The organism is Micromonospora sp. NPDC005174, from assembly GCF_040608495.1.
Taxonomy (GTDB): domain Bacteria; phylum Actinomycetota; class Actinomycetes; order Mycobacteriales; family Micromonosporaceae; genus Micromonospora.
The window spans coordinates 59984-81954 of record NZ_JBEXIJ010000026.1 but is presented as its reverse complement, the minus strand read 5'-3'; the positions used below and the strand labels follow the sequence as shown (position 1 = coordinate 81954).

The following is a 21971-nucleotide window of genomic DNA, read 5'->3' as shown; positions in this document are numbered from 1 at the left end:
CCGCCCGCCGTGCGCGGAGCGGACCGCTACCGCCGCCGGTGGTCGGTCGGGTCGTCCGCGACGAAGTCGCCGACGGCGGCGCGGATCATCTCGCCGTACGGGTCGTCCGGTAGCTGTGCCAGGTGCGCGCGGGCCCGTGCGAGGTACTCGCGGGCCGAATCGGGGTTGCCGAGTCGCCGGTGGCAGTCGGCGAGGTTGAGGTACAGCGAGGGCAGGAACGCCCGTACCTCCAGCGAGGGCAGGTGCCGCTGGGCACGTTCGTCGGTCAGCTCGGACACGGCGGCCAGGGCGCGTTCGTCCCAGCGCAGTTCCGCGTCGAGGGTGTCCTGAAGGTCGGCGAGGTGGTGGGCCAGGGTGCAGCGGTGCAGGGCGTCACCGCCGGGACCGATCTCGTCCCAGAGCGCGGTGAGCAGCTCACGAGCCTCGGCGGCTGCCCCGGTCTGGCCGAGCTGCACCGCCTCGACGATCCGGGTCATGGTCGGGTCGGGTGCGGACGTGTCGTTCATGGCGGCGATGCTCGGTCCTCGACCGGGTCGAGGGTCAACTGACGACCAGGCCAGTCCTTAGCAGTCCGGAAATTTCAGAGATCAGTATTAATCTTGCGTTCGACTGTCCAGTTTTCGTAGGCTGCCCTGGTGATCGAGCAACCCCTCGTTGAGGCGAGAAATCTGGCCAAGGTCTATCCGCCGCGTGGGTCCACAGCGGAGTTCCGCGCGGTCGACGGCATCGATTTCGCACTCCAGCGGGGAGAGTCGTTCGGGCTTCTCGGTCCCAACGGCGCCGGCAAGTCCACCACCATGCGGATGATCGCCGCGACGTCGCCGATCAGCGGCGGCAGCCTGCGCGTCCTCGGCATGGACCCGATGACGCAGGGGCCACAGATCCGCGCCCGCCTGGGCGTCGTCACCCAGGACGACCACCTCGACAACGAGCTCACCGTCCGGGAGAACCTGCACATCTACGGGCGGTACTTCGGGCTCGCGCGGGCCGTCATCCGCGAGCGGGCGACCCGGCTGCTGGACTTCGCCCAGCTCCGGGAGAAGGCCGGCGATCAGGTGGAGACGCTGTCGGGTGGCATGCGGCGGCGGTTGACGATCGCCCGCGCACTGATCAACGAACCCGACATCCTGCTGCTCGACGAACCGACCACCGGCCTCGACCCGCAGGCCCGACACATCCTGTGGGACCGGCTCTTCCAGCTCAAGCAGGAGGGCGTAACGCTCATCCTCACCACCCACTACATGGACGAGGCCGAGCAGCTCTGTGACCGCCTCATCGTCGTCGACCACGGTCGGATCGTCGCGCAGGGCTCCCCACGGGACCTGATCACCAGATACGCCACCCGGGAGGTCCTCGAACTCCGCTTCCGCCTCGACGAACGGGAAACCGCCGCCGAAAAGCTACGGACATCGGTGTTGGCCACCGGCGGCTCGGCTGCCGACGGGCGCGTCGAACTGCTCGCGGACCGGGCGCTCGTCTACTGCGCCGACGGCGAGGCCGCCCTCGCCACCGTGCACGCCCTGTCGCTCACCCCGCTCACCGCCCTGGTCCGCCGCGCGACGTTGGAGGACGTGTTCCTCACGCTCACCGGCCGATCGCTCATCGAGTAGCTGAAGGAACCACTGGTGCTGCACGCATTCGGATACTGGCTCACCCGCTACCGGCGCACCTGGCGCGGCACGATCGTGATCAACGTGCTGAACCCGTTGCTGTTCCTCATCGGCATCGGCGCCGGCCTGGGCGCCCTCGTCGACGACAACGCGCCAGCCCAGATCGCCGGCGTCTCCTACGCGGCGTTCTTCGCACCGGGCATGCTGGCCGCCGCGGCGATGCAGAACGCATTCCTCGAGGCGTCCTGGGGAGTCGCCCGCGCCGCCGGCTTCGGGGCCTACCGGGGCGCCACGCCGACACCGATCGAGCCGGAGCAGCTCGCCGCCGGGCACCTGCTCTTCATCGCCGTACGGCTGCTCATCACCAGCGGCGCCTTCATCGCCGTAATGGCCGCGTTCGGGTTGGTCGAGGGCCGGTGGGCCCTCGGAACCCTGCTCGGCGCGACGCTGACCGGGCTCGCGTTCGGGGCGCCGGCGGCGGCGTGGGCGGTCGGCGTACGCACGCTGCGCCACATCGACACGGTGTTCCGGTTCGTCATCATGCCGCTCTACATGTTCTCCGGCACCTTCTTCGCCGTCTCGCAGCTGCCCGAGTGGATCCGGCCGGTGTCCTACCTGCTGCCGCTGTGGCACGGGGTGGAGCTGTGCCGCACGGTGAGCCTCGGCACGGCCACGATCGCCGGCAGCTCCGTCCACATCGTCTATCTGCTGGCGCTCACGATCGGCGGCTTCCTGGCCGCCCGCGTCACCTACCGCCGCCGGCTGCACCCGTGACGGCCGCCGTCCAGAGCTTCGTGGAGACACCATGACCAGCGTCGTCGTACCCGCCTGGACCCGCCGTCGAGCGCTCGCGCTGATCGAACGCAACTTCATGATCTACCGCCGGTCGATCACCCCGCTGCTCAACGCGCTCGTCGAACCGCTCCTGTACCTGCTGTCGATCGGGGTCGGCGTCGGGCTGCTCGTCGGCACGGTCCCCGGGGTCGAGGTGCCGTACGCCGCCTACGTGGCCCCCGCGATCCTGGCCACCACCGCGATGAACACGGCGTTCAACCTGACCAGCATCGGGGTCTTCACCCGGATGAGGGTCGAGAGGACCTACGAGGCGATCCTGCCGACGCCGCTCTCGGTCACCGACATCGCCGTCGGCGAGGTCACCAGCGCGATGATCAACGCGTTGCTGACGTCGATCGGCTTCCTGGTCATCATGGCGATCGGAGGGCTGGTCACCTCGGCCTGGGTGCTGCTGGCCCTGCCGGCCTCGCTGCTGATCGCGTACGCGTTCGCGGCGGGCGGGCTGGCCGTCACGACGTACCTGCGGGATTTCCCCGACTTCCAGTACATCCAGCTGTTCATGCTGCCGATGTACCTGTTCGCGACGACGTTCTATCCCCTGTCGGTCTATCCGGAGGCGGTCCGGCCCCTCATCCAGGCCCTGCCGCTCTACCACAGCATCGAGCTCGTCCGGGAGCCGGCGCTGGGCCACCTCAGCTGGCACCTGCTGATCGCGGCGCTCTACCTCGTCGCGTTCGGCTCGATCGCGATGTGGGTGGCCACGCGCCGGATGACCCACGCCATGCTGCGGTGAACGGCATAAAGGCTGGACCTGCGGCCGCTGGGCTTGTACCTTGCAGTCGACCGAGACACCGCCCGAGGAGGTGAGACCCATGAACGCTGGTTCGTTGTGGGTGCTCCCCCTACCGTCACGGTCGGGCGACTGACGCAGGTGTCGCCGGGAGCGCCTTCTCACCACGGCACTCTCGAAAGGCCCATCCTGTGTCCTCCGCACACCTCGATCCCTCCCGGCATCCCGTCGACGTGATCATCGTCGGCTGCGGGCCGACCGGCGCGATGCTCGCCGCCGAACTCCGCCTGCACGACGTGCGGGTCCTCGTCGTCGAGAAGGAGACCGAGCCACCGTCCGCCGTCCGCATCGTCGGCCTGCACATCCGCAGCCTCGAGGTGCTGGCGATGCGCGGCCTGTTGGACCGCATGCTCGCGCACGGCAGGCGACGTCCGGCCGCCGGCTTCTTCGCCGCCATCGACAAACCCGCGCCCTCAGGGCTCGACTCCCCGTACGCCTACCTGCTGGGCATCCGGCAGCCGGTCATCGAACGTCTGCTCGCGGAACATGCCACCGATCTGGGCGCGCAGGTCCGGCGCGGCCGGGCGGTCACCGGTCTCGCGCAGGACGACGAGGGTGTGACCGTCGAACTGTCCGACGGGGAACAGTTGCGCGCCAGGTACCTCGTCGGCTGCGACGGTGCCCGCAGCGCGGTGCGCAAGCTCCTCGGCGTCGGCTTCCCCGGCGAGCCGTCGCGGAGCGAGACGCTGATGGGCGAGATGGAGGCGGGCGTCTCACCGGAGGAAATCGCCGCCACCGTCGCCGCGGTCGGCGGAACGCAGCACCGATTCTGGGTCCGACCCGTCGGTGTCGGCCTCTACAGCATCGTCGTCCCCGCCGCGGGCCTCAGCGACCGCGCGGTACCACCCACCATCGAGGACTTCCGGCAACAGCTGCGAGCCGTCGTCGGAACCGACTTCGGCGTGCACTCCCCGCGCTGGGTGTCCCGCTTCGGCGACGCCACCCGGCTGGCCGAACGGTATCGGGTCGGGCGGGTCCTGCTGGCCGGCGACGCGGCACACATCCACCCACCCATCGGTGGGCAGGGCCTCAACCTGGGACTGCAGGACGCGGTCAACCTCGGCTGGAAACTGGCCGCACAGATCCGCGGGTGGGCACCGGACACCCTGCTGGACACCTACCAGGCCGAACGCCGTCCGGTCGCCGCCGACGTGCTGGACAACACCCGCGCCCAGACACAACTGCTGGCCGACGAACCGGGCGCGCGGGCCGTACGCCGGCTGCTCACCGAGCTGATGGACTTCGACGAGGTGAACCGCCATCTCCTGGAGAAGATCGCCGGCACCGCCATCCGCTACGACGTGGGCGAGGGCCCCGATCTGCTCGGCCGCCGCTTGCCCGACGTCGACCTGCGACAGGGCAACCTCTACGGTCTGCTGCACCGCGGGCGTGGCCTGCTGCTGGACCGCACCGGTCGATTGACTGTCGACGGCTGGAAGGACCGGGTCGATCATCTCGAGGACGCCGGAGCGGCGGTCGACGTCCCGTGCCTCCTGCTGCGTCCCGACGGCTACGTCGCCTGGATCGGCGACGAGCAGCGGAACCTCGACGACCATCTCGCCCGGTGGTTCGGCAGTTCCATGCCGTGAGGACGAGTCACGCTCATGACCCTTATTCAAGTTGACGCTTTATAAAGCTTTTGCTTGGATAAGGGTCATGAGCGTGACCCTCGACGACCAGCAGCTCGATGCGCTGTTCACGGCACTGAGCGATCGGACCAGGCGCGACATCGTGACTCGGCTGACCACCGGCCAGGCGACGGTCAAGGAGCTGGCCGAGCCGTACGCGATGAGCATGCAGGCCGTGTCGCAGCACATCCGTGTGCTCGAGCGGGCCGGCCTGATCAGTCAGGGGCGGCACCGGCAGAGCCGGCCGTGTCGCCTCGAACCTGCGGCGCTGGAGGCCGCGCTGTCCTGGATCGAGCAGAGCCGCCAGGCCTGGGCGGATCGCCTGGACCGCCTGGAGACGCATCTCGCCCACCTGCAGGAAGGCTGAAGTCCGTGGGTGACGGCGAACTCGTCTACCGGAGGGTCTTCCGCGCGCCGCGCGAACTTGTGTGGCGGTGCCTCACCGAGCCCGACGAACTCGCGCAGTTCTGGGGACCGCGCGGCATGGTGACACCGGTCGAGGGCATCGTCGTCGACCTCCGGCCGGGGGGTCGGTTCGAGACCCTGATGATCGGAGACCAGGGCAGCTACCGGATGGTCGCCACGTTCACCGAGATCGTTGCGCCCGAGCTGCTCGCCTGGGTCGAGCCGGCGACCGGGATGCACACGACCAGCACGTTTCACGACCTCGGCGATGGCGAAACCGCGGTCGTCATCCACCAGCGGCACGTGCCCGAGACGATGCGTACGCCCGCTGCCCGCGCCGGTTTCACCACCTCACTCGACAAGCTCGCGGAACGCCTCGCGCAGCTCACGCGAAAGGATCAGTCATGACGGACCCGCAGCCCTGGGTCGCGTTGACCTACCGAGGACTCGCCGACCTCCTCGCGACCGCGGCCATCGACATCTGGGACGCGCCCACGTTGTGCGAGAACTGGCTGGTGCGGCACGTCGTCGCGCACGTCACGATGCCGGCGCGGCTGACGCCCGTGGAGTTCGCCACCGAGATGGCCGCAGCCGGCGGTGACTTCACGGTGCTCTCCAACAGCATGGCCACGCGCGGCGCGGCGCTGCCCCGCACCGACCTCCTCGATCAACTCCGATCGCCGACACTGCACGCCTGGCAGCCGCCGGGCGGCGGTGCCGCGGGCGCGCTGAGTCACGCCGTCATCCACTCCCTGGACGTGACGATCGCTCTCGACCGGCCCACGGTCGCACCGGCAGGCGCGGTCCGCAGCGTCCTGGACACTCTCACCAACGCAAGCGGCGCCATCTTCGGAATAGACCTGGCCGGTGTCCGACTCGAAGCGACCGACACGGATCGGCGCTGGGGGAGCGGTGAGGTCGTCCGTGGTGACAGTGGCTCTCTGGTGGCGCTGCTGAGCGGTCGAACGCTGCCCGACGGCCGGAGCCTGCCCCGGGGCTGACGCCACGATATCGAACCATGACCGACCGCGAAGTTGTGTGTCCTGTCCGGGTAATTACGCAGGTGGCGACGGCGCTCCACGATGGTGCCAGGATGTCGATCTGGACGTTCGGTGCGTCGATCGGCTTCGGTTCTCGGGTTCGAGACGGTGACGCCAACTCGGTCGCCACAGAACGAGAGTGCGCCTACCACCGGCGAGGAGAGACGTGACCCCGGATATTCAGGCGGTGCTGGCCATCGGCGCCACGACGCTGGTGACCGCCGCCGCTACGGACGTGTGGAACGGGTTGGCTCGCCCGGGGTTCATCCGGCTGTTCGGACGCGGTCGCGCCGACCAGGAGGCGAAGGCCGCGCGTCGGCTCGACGCGCTGGCGGCCACCGTGGAGCAGGCACCGCCGGACAAGCAGGTCGAGGTCCGGGCCCAGCAGCAGCCGCAATGGCTGACCCGGTTGCAGGATCTCGTCGAAGACGACCCGACCGTCATCGACGACCTGCAGGCTCTTGTCACCGAGCTCACCGCTCGGCTACCCGCCGAGCAGAAGGTGCAGATCCAGAACATTGTGGCCCGTGACCACGGACTGGCGTTCGGCGTCCAGAACGGCAACATCATCTACCACGAGGCGCCACCGTTGACGGAAGCGTGAGCGGGAGTCGATGGATCGCGTGGTCACGGCAGATGGACCAGAACCCTCGTTCCAGCAGGTCACGTCGGTCGGCGGGTTCGCCTACGGCGTGATCAACGCCGACATCCATGTCTTCGCCAACGGCGAACCGCTCTACCTGCTGGCCAACTGGCAGCCGGAACCGGACGCCGACGTGGACTGGCTGCGGCAGATGCCCAGCCGCATGCTCAACGCCCGTCGCGCCGTGGTGCCGTTCACCGGCCGCGATCAAGAATTCGCCGACCTGCGGCAGTGGCGCGACAGCGGACCGCCGCAGCTGAGCGTGCGCTGGCTGCACGGGCCCGGCGGGCAGGGCAAGACCCGTCTCGCCGCCCAACTCGCCGCCGAGTCGCTCACCGCCGGCTGGAGAGTGGTTGCCGCGTTCCACGGCCCCGACGCCGACCGGCCCGAGCCCGGCAGCCACGACCTCGCCCTGACCGGGACCGCGGGGCTGCTTCTCGTGGTTGACTACGCCGACCGGTGGCTGTTGAGCAACCTCACCTGGCTGCTCAAGAACGCCCTCCTTCACCAGGTCGGCGTCCCCACCCGAGTTCTCATGATCGGCCGCAGCCTGGACACGTGGCCGGCGATCAGCGCCATCCTCGACAACTATCGGGGCTACACGAGCGCCCAGCGGCTCCCCGACCTGCCCACCGATCACGCCCGACCCACCATGTTCACCGCGGCCCGCGATCGGTTCGCCGCCATTTACCGGCATCCCCGCCCTACCACGATCCTGCCCTCGGTCCAGCTCGACAGTCCCGAGTTCGGGCTCACCCTCGCCGTACACATGGCCGCCCTGGTCGCCGTCGACGCCGCTGTCAGCGGCGAGCGGCCTCCCGAAGGCATGGACGCCCTGACCCGGTACCTGCTCAATCGGGAACAACTGCACTGGCGACGGCTCTACCACGACGGCATCACGGGAACAGGGAGCGACTATCGGACCCCGGGCGACGTGATGAACCACGCCGTCTTCACCGCTGCCCTCACCGGCGCACTCGACCGCACCGCCGGCGCCGAGCTTCTCGAACACCTCGGTATCGGACCAGATGTCGAACAGGTCCTCCGCGACCACACGGTCTGCTATCCACCCGCCGAACCCAACCAGCCAACCGTCCTGGAACCCCTCTACCCGGACCGGCTCACCGAGGACTTCCTCGCACTCACCCTGCCGGGACACCACATCGACTACCCCGCGCAGAACTGGGCACCCGCCACCGCAACCGCTCTCCTGACCGCCCGCTCCCAGGACGACTCGACAAGCTCGGTGCTCTCCCGATCGGTCACGTTCCTCGCCGCAGCCGCTGACCGCTGGCCCCACGTGGGCAGCACTCTCCTCTACCCGCTATTACGCAAATATCCCGATCTCGCGATCAGAGCGGGCGGCACCGCGTTGACCGCTCTCGCTACCAGCCGATCCGTGAGTATCGAGGTGCTGGAGAGCATCGAACCTCTGCTACCGGCCGACAGGCACATAAACTATGACATCGCCGCGGCCGCCGTCACCAGCGTGCTGACCGCGCACCGTCTCGCCCACACCACTGATCCCGCCGAGCAAGCCGTTCTGCAGTCCAATCAGGTCTTCCGCCTTGCCCGTGCCGGCCGCCGGGAGGAGGCTCTGGCCGTGGCCGAGGAGGCCGTGGCCACCTGGCGGCGGCTGACCGAGGCAGACCCGGACGCCCACCAGGAAAACCTCGCCACCTCGTTGAACGAGCTCGGCCTCCGCCTGTCCGAGCTGGGTCGCGGCGAGCAGGCCGTGGCTCTGGTTCAGGAGGCCGCCACCATCGTCCGTCGGCTGGCCGCGGCAGACCCGAACGCCTACCTACCCATTCTTGCCGCGTCGCTGAACAACGTCGCTGCCGTCCTAGCCCGGCTGGGCCGCCTAGCGGGGGCTCTGGGCGTGTCCGAGGAGGCCGTGGCCGCCTGGCGGCGGCTGGCCGAGGCGAACCCGGACGCCTACCTATCCGACCTCGCCCTGTCGTTGGCCAACCTCGGCGCCTGCCTGTCCGAGCTTGGCCGCCCCGGGCAGGCCCTGGCCCCATCCGAGGAAGCCGTGGCCATCTTGCGGCGGCTGGCCGAGACGAACCCGGGCATCTACGTATCCGACTTCGCCCTGTCGTTGACCAACCTCGGCAACTGTCTGTCCCGGTTGGGCCGCCGTGAGCAGGCGCTGGCCGCGACTCAGGCAGCCGCCGGCACTTACCGGGTACTGGCCGAGGCGAATCCGGACTCCTACCTACCCGACCTCGCCCTGTCGCTGAACAACCTCGGCCTCCGCCTGTCGGCGCTGGGCCGCCCTGAGCAGGCCCTGGCCGAGGAAGCCGTGGCCATCCGGCGGCGGCTGGCCGAGACGAACCCGGACGTCCACCTTCCCCACCTCGCCGACTCGTTGACCAACCTCGCAGCCCACCTGTCCGCGCTGGGCCGCCCTGGCCAGGCCCTGGCCCCGGCCGAGGAAGCCGTGGCCATCCGGCGGCGGCTGGCCGAGGTAGATCCGGACGCCTACCTAGCCGACCTCGCCACCTCGTTGACCAGCGTCGGCAGCATCCTGTTCGCGCTGGGCCGCCGCGAACGGGCCATAGTCCCGGCCAGGGAAATCGTGGCCATCCGGCGACGGCTGGCCAAGACGAACCCGGACGCCTACCTACCCGACCTCGCCATGTCGTTGTGGACGTACGCCACGGTGTGCGCAGACGTGAAGCAGAATCTGTCCGAAGCTTTGAAGGCGATCACCGAGGCGACTCAGCTCTACGGATCGTTGGCCAAACGTATGCCGGAAGAGTTCGCAGGCCGAGCACTCTCCGCGTACCGGACGCTGGCCGATGTGCTGGAAGCAGTTGGCCGCAGGGACGAAGCGAACGGTCTTCGGCAGCAGCTCGACAGGATCTCGATCAGAACCACGAATTGAGCACCCCTGTTTGCCTTCAGGGACGGCCGCGTCCCCACGACCTGCGCCACTCGTCGGTGTCAGCCGAGCACCGGCACCGAGCGCCCCCCGTCAACCGTGTAGGCGCCCGTCGAGAGGTCACCGAGGGCCGTCGGAGTCAGGGTCAGCGACACGACGCCGCCGGGCAGCACGCGCACGCTGTCCTCGGACGCCGCGAACGTGGCGGGCGTCGTACCGTCCGGGAACAGTCGCTTCCCGCTTCCGACGACGACCGGGTACTGCAGCAGCCGGTAGAGGTCGACGAGTCCGGCCTCGTGCAGCGTCTGCACGAGCTGCCAACTCCCGTGCACCTGGAGTTCCCCGCCCGGACGTTCCTTGAGCCGGCGCACCGCGTCGACGATGTCGGTGCGCAACACCGTCGTCGGACTCCAGTCGGCCTCCTCGTCCGTCAGCGTCTCGCTGACGACGTACTTCGGCAGGGTGTTCAGTTTGGTGGCGATCAGGTCGTCGGGCGCGGTGACCTTCGGCCAGTACCCGCCGAGCAGGCCGTAGCTCGTGCGGCCGAAGAGGAAGGCGTCGGCCGCACGGAACCAGCCCTCGATGACCTCGTTGGTGTGCGCGGACATGTGCGGGACGAGCCATCCGCCCCGCTCGAATCCGTCCGAGCGGTCCTCGTCCGGGGCGCCCGGCCCCTGCATGACGCCGTCGAGGCTCACGAAGATGTTGACGCTGAGCAGCACGGTTTCCTCCGTCTGTGTGAATCGGGCCGGCCGCCACCTGGTGGCCGGCCGACGGAGGTTAGCTGCCGGGTCGCGGGTCCGGCTTGTACAGGAACGACATCGCCGGACTGTTGCCCGTTCCCAGCCCTCGCGCGGTGTGTCCGACGAAGCGGCGCAACGCGTGCGCCAGGTGAGCCTGGTCGAAGTAGCCCAGCGTGTCGACGACCGCCCGCCAGTCGAGGCCGTCGCGCAGCATGGTGGCTGCGGCGTTCGCGCGGTCGATCTGGGTCACGGCGGTCTGCGACAGTCCGGTCATTGCACGGTGGTACCGCTGGAGGGTGCGCGTGGACCGGTGACGGTCGACCTCCGCGCCCGCCGGGTGTGACGGCACCAACAGCCCCGCGAGGCGCAGGCGTCGGACGAACTGCTCGACGTTCCCGTACGTCGGCGTCTCCCAGTCCGCACCGCCGATGACCACCCGACCCGAGCGCGTCACCGGGAAGGACACGTGGCTGTCGACGATCGAGGTCGCGGGGTGCGGCCGGAGGACGGCACCGAGCGTGAGCCGGACCCCGAGGAACTCGGCGTCCGGTGGGACCGGTGCCGTGGTCGCCCTGGTCTCCGGCCCGCGCAGCGTGACGAGGAGTTGCCCGGCCGTCCGCGTGACGATCAGGTGGCAGCACGTACGCGCCACCGACGTCATCGTCTCCTCGGCGTCGCTGGTGGTGCGCCACACGCGGTCGACGATGCGTGCGTCCGTGTCGGCCGGACGATGTTCGAACCGTAAGGCCATGGCCCCTCCGTCGTCGTGGTTGGCTGATTCAGGCGATGCCTCGGCCCAGGTCGTCGGCATGCGCGGTGATCCAACTCGCGTCGCGTCGGTAGAGCCCGACGTGACTGCGGATGTTCTCCTGTCCCTGATCAGCCCGACTCTCGGTGAGGACGGCGAGATCGTGTAGTCGATCGACTGCGACCTGGAGGATATGCGCTGGTCCCAGCTCCGAGCCGTAGGCATCGCAGAGCACGCGCAGACGACGCGCCCGCTCGCCCAGGTGACTGTCGATGGCGTCACCGTTCTCGGGATCCGCCAGCGGCACCAGCCGATAGGCGAGATACGCCAGGTCCCACGCCCGGCGCCCGGGCGAGGCGGTATCCCAGTCGATGACTCCGCTGACACGTCGGTCGGTGAAGACCACGTGTCGCGCCCCCCATGGTGCCCCCCGTGCAGCGTCTCCTCCTGCTCGTTGACCGCGTTCGCGCCGGGGCCGCTCGTGCCGGACATCCTCGACGAGTGCGGGTGGCGACGCCACCGCGTTCCAGGCTCCGGCTCGCGCTCAATTAACGGATTGCCGGTAACGATAATCCGTTAATTGATGCGCACAAACAGGGCATACCGCACACGCATCATAATGACAGTTAAGATGCGTAAGTGCTCAGGCTGTTGTTTTCACCGATGCGGCATGCGTGAGCGGTCGCCGGCAGCCACCTGCGGTCAGGTCGCCGACGACCCGAACCGGCGCTGGTACTCCGACGGTGTGATGCCGGTTTCGCGGCGCATCAGCGCGCGCAGATTGGCAGCGGTGCCGAGCCCGCTGTGTCGCGCGACCACCTCGAACCGGGACTCACCTCGCTCGATCAGCCGGCACGCCAGCGCAAATCGTTGCCCGGTGAGCCACGCCAGCGGCGTCGTGCCCAGTTGCTTCTGGAAGCGGCGATGCAGCGTCGCCGGACTGACCGCCGCACGTGCCGCAAGGCCAGGAACAGTCAGCGGTGAACCCAACCGCTCCTGAGCCCAGGCCAGGACGGGCGCCAGGGACTCGTCCGGCAGGTGGGGCATGGGACGTTCCACGAACTGCCGCTGCCCACCGTCCCGGTGCGCCGCGAAGACCAGCCGCCGACTCACGGAGTTGGCGACCTCCGCGCCATGGTCGCGGCGGACCACGTAGAGCCCAAGATCGAGCGCGGCCGCGCTCCCTGCCGCGGTCAGGATGTCGCCGTCGTCCACGAACAGCACGTCCGTTTCGAGCTGGACAGACGGGAAGCGGACCCGGAAGGAGTCTGCCCACTGCCAGTGCGCGGTGGCCCGGCGTCCGTCGAGAACTCCGGCCTCGGCCAGTGTGAAGGCGCCGCTGCAGAAGCCGACCAGGCGCGCACCGCGCGAGTGTGCCCGGCGGATGGCGTCGAGGACCGCGGGACGGCGTGGGACTTCGGTGTCGGGGCGGTTCGGAACGATCAGGGTGTCCGCCGCGTCGGCCGCTTCCAGGCCGGCGACTCCCGTGAGCGTGAAGAAGCCGTCCCGCATCAGCGTGCGGGGCTCGGGGGAGCAGAGTTGGAACTCGTAGAGGTCGCGGCCGAGTTCCGGCCTGCGCAGACCGAAGACCTCGGTCGCACAGCCGAGCTCGAAGGGGTTCGAGTTCTCGTCCACGATCACGACGACCCGGTGTACGCCCATCACGTCAGCCGCCTGCGACGATTCTTTCGCCATGTGCAATTCCTAGCACTCACGAGGGTCGTAGAAACGGCTGAGGATTGGCCCATGAGCAGCGAACCCATCTCTCTCGGCAAGGCTCTGGCCTCCTTCGACGCCCTGTGGAGCCCCCGCATCGTCACGCGCGTCAACGACTATGACGTCCGGATCGCCAAGGTCGAAGGCGAGCACATCTGGCACGTCCACGACGACACCGACGAGTTCTTCCTGGTCCTCGACGGTGAGCTGCGCATCTCCCTGCGCGAGCCCGACGGCGAGCGCACGGTCCTGCTCCCGCAGGGCGCTGTCTTCACGGTCCGCCGAGGGACGGAGCACAGGCCGTACTCCCCGTCCGGAGCCGCGATCCTCATGTTCGAGCCCACCGGGACACCGACCGTGGGTGATCGCCACGACGAGATCCCCGGGCACGTCGACTCGACGACCGGGCACGCCCTCACCGTCGGGGCGGAGCGGGAAGCTGGTTGACGGCGGCGTCCACGACGTGCGGGCGCGGTTCCCTAGCTGTGCCCGCACGTCTGGCGGGCCTCGGCGACCTCGGCGGCCTGACGCTGTCGCCACCGACGCTGCGCGTCCCGATTGCAGCCGCGGCAGACCCGGCGGTACGTGCCGGTACCGGGGTCGATCTCCCGGTCATGGCCGTTGCGGCAGCGCGGGTTGCGCTCGCGGGTTCGGCAGTTCTCGGCGTGCGTGACCTGGCGCAGGTGGGTCGGTTCGATGCAGTCGGGGACGCCGCAGCTGTGGTCGACTTCGAGGTCGGGGTCGTAGTCGCCGACGAAGACGGCGTAGGCGGCGATGTGCGCCCAGGCGCGTCCGGCGACCTTCTGGTGGACACCGCGCTGGGAGCCGTAGCCGGTGATGATGAGGCAGCCCGTCTCGGCTCGGGTGGAGCGGGCGAGCAGGTGCTCCCGCAGGCTGTCGGGGGTGAAGTGGCGGGACAACCCGTGAACGCCGGAGAGCATGTGGCGCAGCGTACGAGGTTCCGACGGCGCGGCTACCGGGGGAGGGCGGCGGCCTCGTCGGGTAGGTCCACGTCGGTGTCGTCGGCGACGTCGGCGCAGTCCACCAGTCGTACGGCTGCGGCGTGAGCGCGGAGGTAGTCGCGCGCGCCCCGGTCACCGGTCGCCGCGCCGGCGACTCCGGCCCAGTGCTCGCGCCCGAGCAGCACCGGATGTCCGCGCCGCCCGTCGCGGTAGGTGGCCATGGTGAGGGATTCGGCGGTGGCGTCGCAGGCGACGCGGCGTACCGCCTCGGGGGTGAGGTGGGGCTGGTCGACGAGGGTGACCACGACGGCGGCGGCGGCAGGGCTGGACGCCAACGCGGCCAGCCCTGCCCGCAGCGACGAGCCCATGCCCGTCGCCCAGTCGTCGTTGACCACCACGTCGGGCAGCCGCGTTCGGGCACGGATCTGGTCGGCCTGCGCGCCCAGCACCACGAGCACCGGCTGGCAACCGGCGGCGGTGAGGATCTCGGCGGCGTGGTCCACGAGGAGGCGGCCGCGATACGGCAGGAGGGCCTTGGGTTGGCCTAGCCGACGGCCGGCGCCGGCCGCCAGGAGCAGACCCGCCGTGACCATGGACCGAGCCTAGTCCGCGCGACCGGTGGGCGCCCCGCATCCCGGGACGCCCCAACCACGGGTCAGCGCGCCAGCCACTCCCGGTAGGAGGTGGGCGCGAGTACGGCGTCCTCGTTGCCGATCAGCACGTCGCCCGGCACGGCGGCGAACATCCCGGCGGTGTCGTCGGTGGTGACGGCGCGCTGGTCGCCGTGCGCGGCGAGGGTGATCCGACCCAGTTCGTCGAGTGCGAACACGTCAGGGCCGGCGACGTTGCGGACGCCCCGCAGGGGCGCGCCGACGCTCACCTCGGCGACGGCCTGGGCGACGTCGGCCGCGGCCATCGGCTGCACGGGGGTGCTCGGCAGGCGTACGCCGGACTCGTCGGCGGTCCAGGACATGACCGCGTCCATGAACTCGAAGAACTGGGTGGCGCGCACGATCGAGTACGGCACCGCGCTGGCCCTGAGGATGTCCTCCTGGAGCACCTTCGCGCGGTAGTAGGCCAGGTCGGGCACCTCGTCGACGCCGACGATCGACAGGATCACCGCGTGCCCGACGCCGGCCTGCTCGGCGGCGCCCAGGAGGTTGTCCATCGTGCTCTGGAAGAAGGCGGGCGAGGCGTCGTCGAAGCTCGGCGAGTTCGTGAGGTTGACGACGACGTCGACGTCCTTGAGTGCCTCGGGCAGGCCCTGCCCGGTGAGGAGGTCGACTCCGGTCGACTGGGAGTGCCCGAACGCGTCGTGCCCGGCGGTCCGCAGGATCTGGACGACCTGGGACCCGATCAGGCCCGTCCCGCCCATCACGGCGATCTTCATGTCCGTTTTACCTTCCGTGTCCCGTCCGTCCCGGCACCCCAGCGGCGCCGTCAAACTCGGACTTCTGATATCCGAGAACTATACTCGGACAGAACAGGTCCGAGTATCAGGGGTGGCTAGGGTGAGGCGATGAAGATGTCCGGCGGGGTCGAGTGGGCGCTGCACTGCTGCGTCGTGCTGACCACCAGCAGCAGGCCCGTCCCGGCCGCCCGGCTCGCGGAGCTGCACGACATCTCCGGCAGCTACCTCGCCAAGCAACTCCAGTCGCTGGCCCGTGCGGGGCTCATCCACTCCGTGCAGGGCAAGTCGGGCGGCTACGCGTTGACCCGCGCACCGCAGAGCATCAGCGTGCTCGACGTGGTCCACGCCATCGACGGGCCGGGCCCCGCCTTCGTGTGCACCGAGATCCGCCAGCGCGGCCCGCTTGCCGCCCCGCCCAGCGCCTGCACCAGCGCGTGCCCGATCGCTCGCGCGATGTGGACCGCCGAGACGGCGTGGCGCGACGCGCTGGCCGCCATCACGATCGCCGACCTCGCCCGCGACGTGGACGACGACTCCGGCCCCGAGGCCCTGACCACCGTCCGCGCCTGGCTCACCGGCGAACCCGCCGGCTGACCAGGCTCAGCCGGCGTGGCGTACCTCGGTGTCCCAGATCTCGGCCCACGGACGCCGCAGCCCTCGGCACACGTGGATCGGGCCGCCGTTCTCGTCGTTGGCCACCTCGACCCGCTGGTCCACCCGAGCGGCCAGCGCACACTGCTCGAACCAGCCGTTCAACGCGTCGGGGCGCTCCCAGCCGACCGCGATGACCACGTCCGCGTCGGCGGGCGGCCGACCGAAGTCGACAGTGCTGTTGTGCCCGGAGTACGCCCGAGGCAGCCCTCGGGCCGGGCCGTACCGCGCGACCGCCCCGGCCTCGCCGTAGTTGCCGGTCAGGATGACCGCTCGCGCGCGTTCCGATTCCGGCAGGCCGCGGTGGACGGCGGCGAGTGAGTCGGTGAACGCCGGCCAGCCGATGGTCTCCCCGGCGTCGTAGTTGACGTCGACCACGAAGGCGGGCAGCCGGTCGGCCGGCAGCACCGGCAGCAGCAGCACGAGGTTGGGCAGCAGGAACAGCGCCGCGCCCGCCGCGAGCGCCCCACGGCGCAGCCACGTCGAGCCGCGCGACGCCCACGCGGCGGTCACCACCGCGCCCACGGCGGCGAGGACCAGCAGCAGGGGAGCGTCGTAGTAGCCCTTGCCGCCGGCCACCAGGACCACGCCGAACACGACAAGCCAGGCCCAACCCACCGCCCGGTACGGCCGCCACGTCGGCCGGCGCAGCAACGCGACGAGACCGGCGATCCAGATCGGTACGGCGAAGGGGCTGATGATGACGAACTGGAGGGTGAACGCGTCGAGGCGGCCGCTGTAGGAGCTGTCGCCGTCGGAGATCGAGGCGGCCACGCCGAGCTGCGGGAAACCGTGTGCGGCCTGCCAGACCAGGTTCGGCGCGGCCAGTACCAGGGCGATCCCGGCGGCGGCGAGCACCCATCTGTCCCGCAGCAGCCGACGCGGTCCCGCGATCACCACACCGGCGATCAGGCCCAGGGCCAGCAAAGCGGGCAGCAGTTTGTTGAGCATGCCCACGCCGAGCACCAGCCCGAGCGGGAGCGCCCACCGGGTGTCGCCGGTGCGCAGCAACCGGACCGCGCACCACGCCACGGCGAGCCAGACCAGCAGGTCGACGGTCGTGGTGCTGAGCAGGTGGCCGCTGGCGAGCACGATGCCGGACAGCGCGGCCAGCACCGCCGCGACGCTCTGCCCACCCCGGCCGCCGCCCAGCTCGCGGGCGATGGCGGCGACCAGCAGGACCGCGCCCCCGGCCAGCACCGCCGACGGCGTCCGCAGGACCACCAGGTTGCCCGGCGCGATCTCGTCGAGCAGTCGGGCCAGCGCCGGGACCAACGGGCCCTGGTCGACGTAACCCCAGTCGAGGTGCCGGCCGCAGAGCAGGAAGTACAGCTCGTCGCGGTGATAGCCGTACCGCCCGGCGAGCAGGAGCAGCGTCACGCTGGTCAGGGCTGCCACCAGCCACGGCCCCCGCGTACGCGGACCGGGCTGCGGCAGCTCGACCAATGTGGACGACCGGGCCGGCGCGTCCGGCCGGTCGGTGTCGATGGCGGGCTCGCTCACCGATCCATCATCGCCCGTGACGCCGCCGCGTGGGTGCCCGCGAAGCCTCCGGGTGCACACGCTCTGACCAGGTGCGAAGATCAGTTTTGCAACTCGACCGAGAGGACGACATGCGATACCGCACTCTGGGCGCCACCGGCACGGTGGTGTCGACCCTGTGCCTCGGCACGATGACCTTCGGCGCGGAGACCGACGAGGAGGGCAGCTTCGCCCAGCTCGACCGGTTCGTCGAGGCCGGCGGCACCTTCCTCGACACCGCGGACGTCTACTCCACAGGCGTCTCCGAGGAGATCGTCGGTCGCTGGTTGCGGGCACGGCCCGACACGCGCGACCGCCTCGTCATCGCCACCAAGGGCAGGTTCCCGATGGGCCCCGGGGCGAACGACGCCGGCCTGTCGCGGGTGCACCTGACCCGTGCCCTGGACGCGAGCCTGCGACGTCTCGGCGTCGAGGCCGTCGACCTCTACCAGGCGCACGCGTGGGATCCGCTGACCCCACTGCCCGAGACGCTGCGGTTCTTCGACGACGCCGTACGCGCCGGCAAGATCCGCTACGCGGGGGTCAGCAACTTCACCGGCTGGCAGTTGCAGAAGGCCGCCCTGCTCACCCAGCACCTCAACCTCACCCCGATCGTCTCGCTGCAACCGCAGTACAACCTGCTGGCCCGGGAGATCGAGTTCGAGCTGGTGCCGGTCTGCGAGAACGAGGGCATCGGCATCCTGCCGTGGTCGCCGCTGGGCGGAGGCTGGCTGAGCGGCAAGTACCGGCGCGACTCCACGCCCACCGGCGCCACCCGGCTCGGCGAGAACCCGCAGCGCGGGGTCGAGGCGTACGCGGGTCGCAACGCGCAGGAGCGCACCTGGCGGGTGCTCGACGCGGTCGGCCAGATCGCGCGGGACCGGGACGTGTCCATGTCGGCGGTGTCGCTGGCCTGGCTGGCGGCACGACCGGCGGTCACCTCGGTGATCCTCGGAGCGCGGACCACCGAACAGCTCGACGACAACCTGACCGCGGCCGACCTCGTCCTCGACGCGGCGCAGATGCGGCTGCTGGACGAGGCGAGCGCGCCGCCGATCGGTGACTACCCGTACGGCGGCGCGGGCGTGCGCCAGCGCGGTCGTGACCTGCCGAGCGGCTCATGACTGCCTTCCCCGAGCCGACCGCACCGGCCGGCAGCCGCACCGAGGTCTTCCTGCGCTACCTGGACTACTTCCGGGAGTCGATGGTGGCCAAGGTGTCGGCGCTGGACGAGTCGGAGCTGCGCAGCAGCCGGCTGCCGTCCGGGTGGACCCCTCTGGAGCTGCTCACACACCTGCGCCACGTCGAGTTGCGCTGGATCGAGTGGGCTTCGAGGGCCGGAACGTCGCCGAGCCGTGGGGTGATCGTCGGGACGACCGCTGGTACGTCGCCCCGGACGAGACCCGCGACGATCTGGTCGCGGCGCTGCGGGCGCAGGGCGCGCACACCACGGCCGTCGTGACGGCGCACGACCTGACCGAGGTCGGTGCGCCGGGCCCGCGCTGGAACGGCGCGGACCCGGCGTCGCTGGAACGGGTGCTGTTCCACCTCGTGCAGGAGTACGCCCGCCACCTGGGCCACCTCGACGTGGTCGCCGAGCTGGCGGGCGGCCCGACCGGCGAGTGAGACCGACTACTCGATAATGGGCCGATGCCGCTGCTCGTCACCCCAGCCCTGCCCGCTGGGCGTCTCGCCGCCCAGGAGCAACCCCACCTTCCGGTACGTCCAGGGCTGGCGCTGCGGCCGTGGCGTGACGACGACGCCCCGGTCGTACGCGCCGCCTTCGACTGTCCGGCGATCCGGCGGTGGCACGTGCTCCGGCTCGACGACGACGCCGAGGCCAGGGCGTGGACGGCACAGTGGACCGGCCGGTGGCGCGCCGAGACGGCCGTGAGCTGGGCGATCGTCGAGGACGACGACCGGCCGGTCGGCCAGACCGGATTGCGGGACGTGCTGCTGAGCGAGGGGTCGGCGCAGATTTCGTACTGGCTGCTGCCCGACGCACGCGGTCGAGGGCTCGCCACCGAGGCTCTGGAGGCGCTGACCCGGTGGAGCTTCGCGCAGGCGGGGTTGCACCGGTTGGAGCTGAACCACTCGACGGCCAACGCGGCGTCGTGCCGGGTCGCCACGCGGGGCGGCTTCACCGTGGAGGGGGTGGCGCGTCAGTCGATGCGGCACGCCGACGGCTGGCACGACATGCACCAGCACGCACGACTGCGCACCGACGGGTCTCCTGCGGTCACTCCCTGAGCGCGAGGGCCGCCCGAACAATTCTCGGCACCGGACGCCGGCTTCGTCGATCATGAGCAGGTGACAGACGCCGAGAACTGTGTGCTGGCCGGGTTCGTCGCGGGCTTCTGCTGGACGCCCGGCAGAGAGGGCTGGACCGCCGACCTACCGAGCGCGGTGCCTACGGTCAGCGACTGCCTCGCCGACTTCCTCCCCGCCGACCAGGACATCGAGCCGTGGCAGCAGTCGCTGTTCGCGCCCTGGCACCGGACCCTGCGCCAGGCCGCGAACGCCGTCCGGCACGCGCCGGCGGACCCCCGCACCGTCCACGTGCTGAGCATGAGCGTGCCGACGGCAGTGGTCGCCGAGCTGATGACCGTCATTGAGGAGTGGATCGACGACCTCCCGCATCCGGTCCGGATGAACCTCGTGCACCCCACGGCTGTCCCACCCGGCACGACGCGCGGATTCGAGGTGCTCGGCTTCATCGACGGACGCTTCCACAGTTGGCTCTGCTACCGCCTGGACACCCAGGCCAGCACCAAGCTCGGCATCCGGCCGGGGAGCGCCGCTCTGCTGACCACCCTCGACGACGCGCAGCGGGTCGCCGACATGGTCAACGACAACCGCGGCAACCACGACGGCACCCCACTGGACGTCACCTGGTTTCCCGCACTCATCACCGAGCACGACGCCGACTAGGCCATCCGCTCAGCGGGCCTGCGCCCAGCCGACGAAACGCGGGGTCAGGTCGGGTAGCGCCACGTCGGGGTTGAGCCTGGCGAGATCGGCCTCGGCCTCCTTCTGGACCGCCGCCAGGTGCGTCACCAGACCCGGGCGGTCCTCGCGGTACTCGCCGAGCAGGCGCAGCTTCGCGGTCGAGCACGGCCAGAGGATGCCGCAGGCCGGGCAGCGCCACGACGGGCGCAACGGGGAGTGTGTCGGCCTCCGGGCCGTTCCGTCGGTGTGGGCCACGCGTTCCTCCTGGGTCGGCTGCTGGAGGCGGGGGCCGCTTCCGGTCGCGGCAGCGGCCCCCGCTGCGAACGCGTCCGCCGGGTTCGGGTCCCTGCCGGCCGCGCCGTCGATACCCCACTTTCCCGGGAGTCGCTGGACAAGCACACAGCGTTACGTGTTTTCTGTGGCGCAGCCCCTTTGCTCCCCGGAAGGAACGGTATGAATCACGCCTTTGTCGCCGCGCTCGCCGAGGCGGGTCACACGGCCGAGAGCCTCGCCGACCGGATCGGCGTGCACCCGAAGACCGTCGCCCGGTGGGCGAACCCGGGCCACGTCCCGCAGAGTCGACACCGCGCGACAGTCGCCGAGCTGCTGGCCCGCGACGCCGAGGCACTGTGGCCGGACGCCCTCCGCCGCCGGGAACCGGTGTGGTTCCGACCCTGGGTCGACATCGAACGCGAGGCGGTGACGCTGCGGTCGTTCGAGTTGGCGTGGGTGCCGGGGCTGCTCCAGACCGAGGCGTACGCGCGGGCCACCCTGGGCGGCGGGGTGCTGACCGCGGCTGCGATCGACGAGTTCACCGAGGCGCGGCTGAACCGGCAGTCGATTATCGAGCGGGAGACCGAGGGACCGCTGCTCATCGCCCTGCTCGACGAGGGGGTTCTCCGCCGCCGTGTCGGCGACGACCGGGCGCTGATGGCGGCGCAGCTCACGCGCCTGCTCGGCTACGTCGAGACGGACACCGTCCAACTCCAGATCGTTCCGGCGGACGCGCCCAGCTACCCCGGGCTCGACGGGCCGTTCACCATCGCCGACCTGCCGGACGGCTCGCGCCTTGCGCACGTCGACAGCGCCGCGCAGGCGCAGATCCTCGACGCGCCATCGGAGCTTGTTAGCCTGGAACGGCGGTGGGAGCGGATTCGCGGCGAGGCGCTGCCCCGGGGACGTTCCCTGGACCTTCTCAGAGAAGCGGCGGGATCATGGACATGACCGGGGCGCGGTGGCGTACGAGCACGAGAAGCGGCGGCAACGGCGGCAACTGCGTCGAGGTCGCCGACAACCTTCCGGGCGTGGTGCTCGTGCGTGACTCGAAGGACCGCGACGGCGCGACGCTCACCTTCCGCCCGGACGCCTGGCGCGGCTTCGTCGCCATGGCCCGCGCCGCCGGCTGACCGTCCACC

Annotated in this window: 27 protein-coding genes and 1 pseudogene; 18 read left to right on the top strand and 10 right to left on the bottom strand. The window is 70.4% G+C overall.

The genetic code is table 11. The annotated features are described in order from the left end of the window. Positions 1 to 26: 26 nt before the first annotated feature. Positions 27 to 506, bottom strand: a complete 480-nt coding sequence (locus ABZU91_RS24765) for a hypothetical protein (protein WP_355244858.1) — start codon at positions 504 to 506, stop codon at positions 27 to 29. Positions 507 to 668: 162 nt separating this feature from the next. Here ABZU91_RS24765 and ABZU91_RS24760 point away from each other — a divergent pair, with 162 nt between their 5' ends. The 9 genes from ABZU91_RS24760 (at position 669) to ABZU91_RS24720 (ending at position 9858) form a co-directional block, all read left to right on the top strand. Then, on the top strand, positions 669 to 1610 hold the full coding sequence (locus tag ABZU91_RS24760) for an ABC transporter ATP-binding protein (RefSeq protein ID WP_355244910.1): 942 nt from the start codon (positions 669 to 671) through the stop codon (positions 1608 to 1610). A 15-nt stretch (positions 1611 to 1625) separates the two neighbouring features. After that, positions 1626 to 2384, top strand: coding sequence for an ABC transporter permease (locus ABZU91_RS24755; protein WP_355244855.1), 759 nt, complete (start codon positions 1626 to 1628; stop codon positions 2382 to 2384). A 31-nt stretch (positions 2385 to 2415) separates the two neighbouring features. After that, the gene (locus ABZU91_RS24750) at positions 2416 to 3198 is read left to right on the top strand and encodes an ABC transporter permease (protein ID WP_355244852.1); all 783 of its coding nucleotides are present in this window, start codon (positions 2416 to 2418) and stop codon (positions 3196 to 3198) included. A gap of 188 nt (positions 3199 to 3386) precedes the next feature. Next, positions 3387 to 4844, top strand: a complete 1458-nt coding sequence (locus ABZU91_RS24745; RefSeq protein ID WP_355244849.1) for an FAD-dependent monooxygenase — start codon at positions 3387 to 3389, stop codon at positions 4842 to 4844. Between the two features lie 67 nt (positions 4845 to 4911). Further along, positions 4912 to 5250, top strand: coding sequence for a metalloregulator ArsR/SmtB family transcription factor (locus ABZU91_RS24740; protein WP_355244846.1), 339 nt, complete (start codon positions 4912 to 4914; stop codon positions 5248 to 5250). Positions 5251 to 5255: 5 nt separating this feature from the next. Further along, positions 5256 to 5696 carry an SRPBCC domain-containing protein gene (locus ABZU91_RS24735; RefSeq protein ID WP_355244843.1) on the top strand — a complete coding sequence of 147 codons (441 nt, stop codon included), beginning with the start codon at positions 5256 to 5258 and terminating at the stop codon, positions 5694 to 5696. Then, on the top strand, positions 5693 to 6289 hold the full coding sequence (locus ABZU91_RS24730) for a maleylpyruvate isomerase family mycothiol-dependent enzyme (RefSeq protein WP_355244840.1): 597 nt from the start codon (positions 5693 to 5695) through the stop codon (positions 6287 to 6289). The genes ABZU91_RS24735 and ABZU91_RS24730 overlap by 4 nt, the downstream gene beginning before the upstream one ends. Positions 6290 to 6494: 205 nt before the next feature. Further along, positions 6495 to 6932 (top strand): hypothetical protein, encoded by a 438-nt coding sequence (locus tag ABZU91_RS24725; protein WP_355244837.1) that lies wholly within the window; start codon positions 6495 to 6497, stop codon positions 6930 to 6932. A 10-nt stretch (positions 6933 to 6942) separates the two neighbouring features. Further along, on the top strand, positions 6943 to 9858 hold the full coding sequence (locus tag ABZU91_RS24720; RefSeq protein ID WP_355244834.1) for a tetratricopeptide repeat protein: 2916 nt from the start codon (positions 6943 to 6945) through the stop codon (positions 9856 to 9858). A 59-nt stretch (positions 9859 to 9917) separates the two neighbouring features. Here ABZU91_RS24720 and ABZU91_RS24715 read toward each other — a convergent pair whose 3' ends face one another. The 4 genes from ABZU91_RS24715 to ABZU91_RS24700 form a co-directional block, all read right to left on the bottom strand. Next, entirely contained in the window at positions 9918 to 10577 is a 660-nt protein-coding gene (locus tag ABZU91_RS24715) for a dihydrofolate reductase family protein (RefSeq protein WP_355244831.1), read from the bottom strand. 58 nt (positions 10578 to 10635) lie between these two features. Continuing rightward, positions 10636 to 11349: an AraC family transcriptional regulator gene (locus ABZU91_RS24710; RefSeq protein ID WP_355244828.1), complete on the bottom strand. Its 714-nt coding sequence runs from the start codon at positions 11347 to 11349 to the stop codon at positions 10636 to 10638. 28 nt (positions 11350 to 11377) lie between these two features. Beyond that, positions 11378 to 11752: a phosphotransferase gene (locus ABZU91_RS24705; protein ID WP_355244825.1), complete on the bottom strand. Its 375-nt coding sequence runs from the start codon at positions 11750 to 11752 to the stop codon at positions 11378 to 11380. 296 nt (positions 11753 to 12048) lie between these two features. Beyond that, on the bottom strand, positions 12049 to 13041 hold the full coding sequence (locus ABZU91_RS24700) for a helix-turn-helix domain-containing protein (protein ID WP_355244822.1): 993 nt from the start codon (positions 13039 to 13041) through the stop codon (positions 12049 to 12051). A gap of 51 nt (positions 13042 to 13092) precedes the next feature. On the opposite strand from ABZU91_RS24700, the gene ABZU91_RS24695 reads away from it, so the two are divergent. After that, positions 13093 to 13509 carry a cupin domain-containing protein gene (locus ABZU91_RS24695; protein WP_355244819.1) on the top strand — a complete coding sequence of 139 codons (417 nt, stop codon included), beginning with the start codon at positions 13093 to 13095 and terminating at the stop codon, positions 13507 to 13509. 32 nt (positions 13510 to 13541) lie between these two features. On the opposite strand, the gene ABZU91_RS24690 is transcribed toward ABZU91_RS24695, so the two are convergent. From ABZU91_RS24690 to ABZU91_RS24680, 3 genes are all read right to left on the bottom strand, one after another. Continuing rightward, positions 13542 to 14003, bottom strand: coding sequence for an HNH endonuclease (locus ABZU91_RS24690; protein WP_355244816.1), 462 nt, complete (start codon positions 14001 to 14003; stop codon positions 13542 to 13544). Between the two features lie 32 nt (positions 14004 to 14035). Then, entirely contained in the window at positions 14036 to 14617 is a 582-nt protein-coding gene (locus ABZU91_RS24685) for an NTP transferase domain-containing protein (protein ID WP_355244813.1), read from the bottom strand. Between the two features lie 62 nt (positions 14618 to 14679). After that, a complete protein-coding gene (locus ABZU91_RS24680; RefSeq protein ID WP_355244810.1) occupies positions 14680 to 15414 on the bottom strand; it encodes an NAD(P)H-binding protein in 735 nt (244 codons plus the stop codon). A gap of 129 nt (positions 15415 to 15543) precedes the next feature. Between ABZU91_RS24680 and ABZU91_RS24675 the strand changes: the two genes are divergently transcribed. Then, positions 15544 to 16029, top strand: a complete 486-nt coding sequence (locus tag ABZU91_RS24675) for an Rrf2 family transcriptional regulator (RefSeq protein WP_355244807.1) — start codon at positions 15544 to 15546, stop codon at positions 16027 to 16029. 6 nt (positions 16030 to 16035) lie between these two features. Here the strand turns inward: ABZU91_RS24675 and ABZU91_RS24670 are convergent, their stop codons facing one another. Next, complete coding sequence (locus tag ABZU91_RS24670; RefSeq protein WP_355244804.1) at positions 16036 to 17589, bottom strand: glycosyltransferase family 39 protein; 1554 nt, start codon at positions 17587 to 17589, stop codon at positions 16036 to 16038. Positions 17590 to 17699: 110 nt separating this feature from the next. Here ABZU91_RS24670 and ABZU91_RS24665 point away from each other — a divergent pair, with 110 nt between their 5' ends. The 5 genes and pseudogenes from ABZU91_RS24665 (at position 17700) to ABZU91_RS24645 (ending at position 20538) form a co-directional block, all read left to right on the top strand. After that, positions 17700 to 18731 (top strand): aldo/keto reductase, encoded by a 1032-nt coding sequence (locus ABZU91_RS24665; RefSeq protein WP_355244801.1) that lies wholly within the window; start codon positions 17700 to 17702, stop codon positions 18729 to 18731. Beyond that, positions 18728 to 18874: pseudogene (locus tag ABZU91_RS24660) on the top strand (Mini-circle protein); the annotation flags it as partial. The gene ABZU91_RS24665 and the pseudogene ABZU91_RS24660, both read left to right, overlap by 4 nt. Before the next feature lie 56 nt (positions 18875 to 18930). Continuing rightward, a complete protein-coding gene (locus ABZU91_RS24655) occupies positions 18931 to 19233 on the top strand; it encodes a DUF664 domain-containing protein (protein WP_355244907.1) in 303 nt (100 codons plus the stop codon). Positions 19234 to 19257: 24 nt separating this feature from the next. Beyond that, positions 19258 to 19857, top strand: a complete 600-nt coding sequence (locus tag ABZU91_RS24650; protein ID WP_355244798.1) for a GNAT family N-acetyltransferase — start codon at positions 19258 to 19260, stop codon at positions 19855 to 19857. A 60-nt stretch (positions 19858 to 19917) separates the two neighbouring features. Next, positions 19918 to 20538: a hypothetical protein gene (locus ABZU91_RS24645; protein WP_355244795.1), complete on the top strand. Its 621-nt coding sequence runs from the start codon at positions 19918 to 19920 to the stop codon at positions 20536 to 20538. A gap of 9 nt (positions 20539 to 20547) precedes the next feature. Here the strand turns inward: ABZU91_RS24645 and ABZU91_RS24640 are convergent, their stop codons facing one another. After that, positions 20548 to 20811, bottom strand: coding sequence for a flavin reductase (locus ABZU91_RS24640; protein WP_355244792.1), 264 nt, complete (start codon positions 20809 to 20811; stop codon positions 20548 to 20550). Between the two features lie 198 nt (positions 20812 to 21009). On the opposite strand from ABZU91_RS24640, the gene ABZU91_RS24635 reads away from it, so the two are divergent. Then, positions 21010 to 21780 (top strand): DUF5753 domain-containing protein, encoded by a 771-nt coding sequence (locus ABZU91_RS24635; protein WP_355244789.1) that lies wholly within the window; start codon positions 21010 to 21012, stop codon positions 21778 to 21780. Then, on the top strand, positions 21771 to 21962 hold the full coding sequence (locus ABZU91_RS24630) for a DUF397 domain-containing protein (protein ID WP_355244786.1): 192 nt from the start codon (positions 21771 to 21773) through the stop codon (positions 21960 to 21962). The genes ABZU91_RS24635 and ABZU91_RS24630 overlap by 10 nt, the downstream gene beginning before the upstream one ends. Positions 21963 to 21971: the final 9 nt, after the last annotated feature.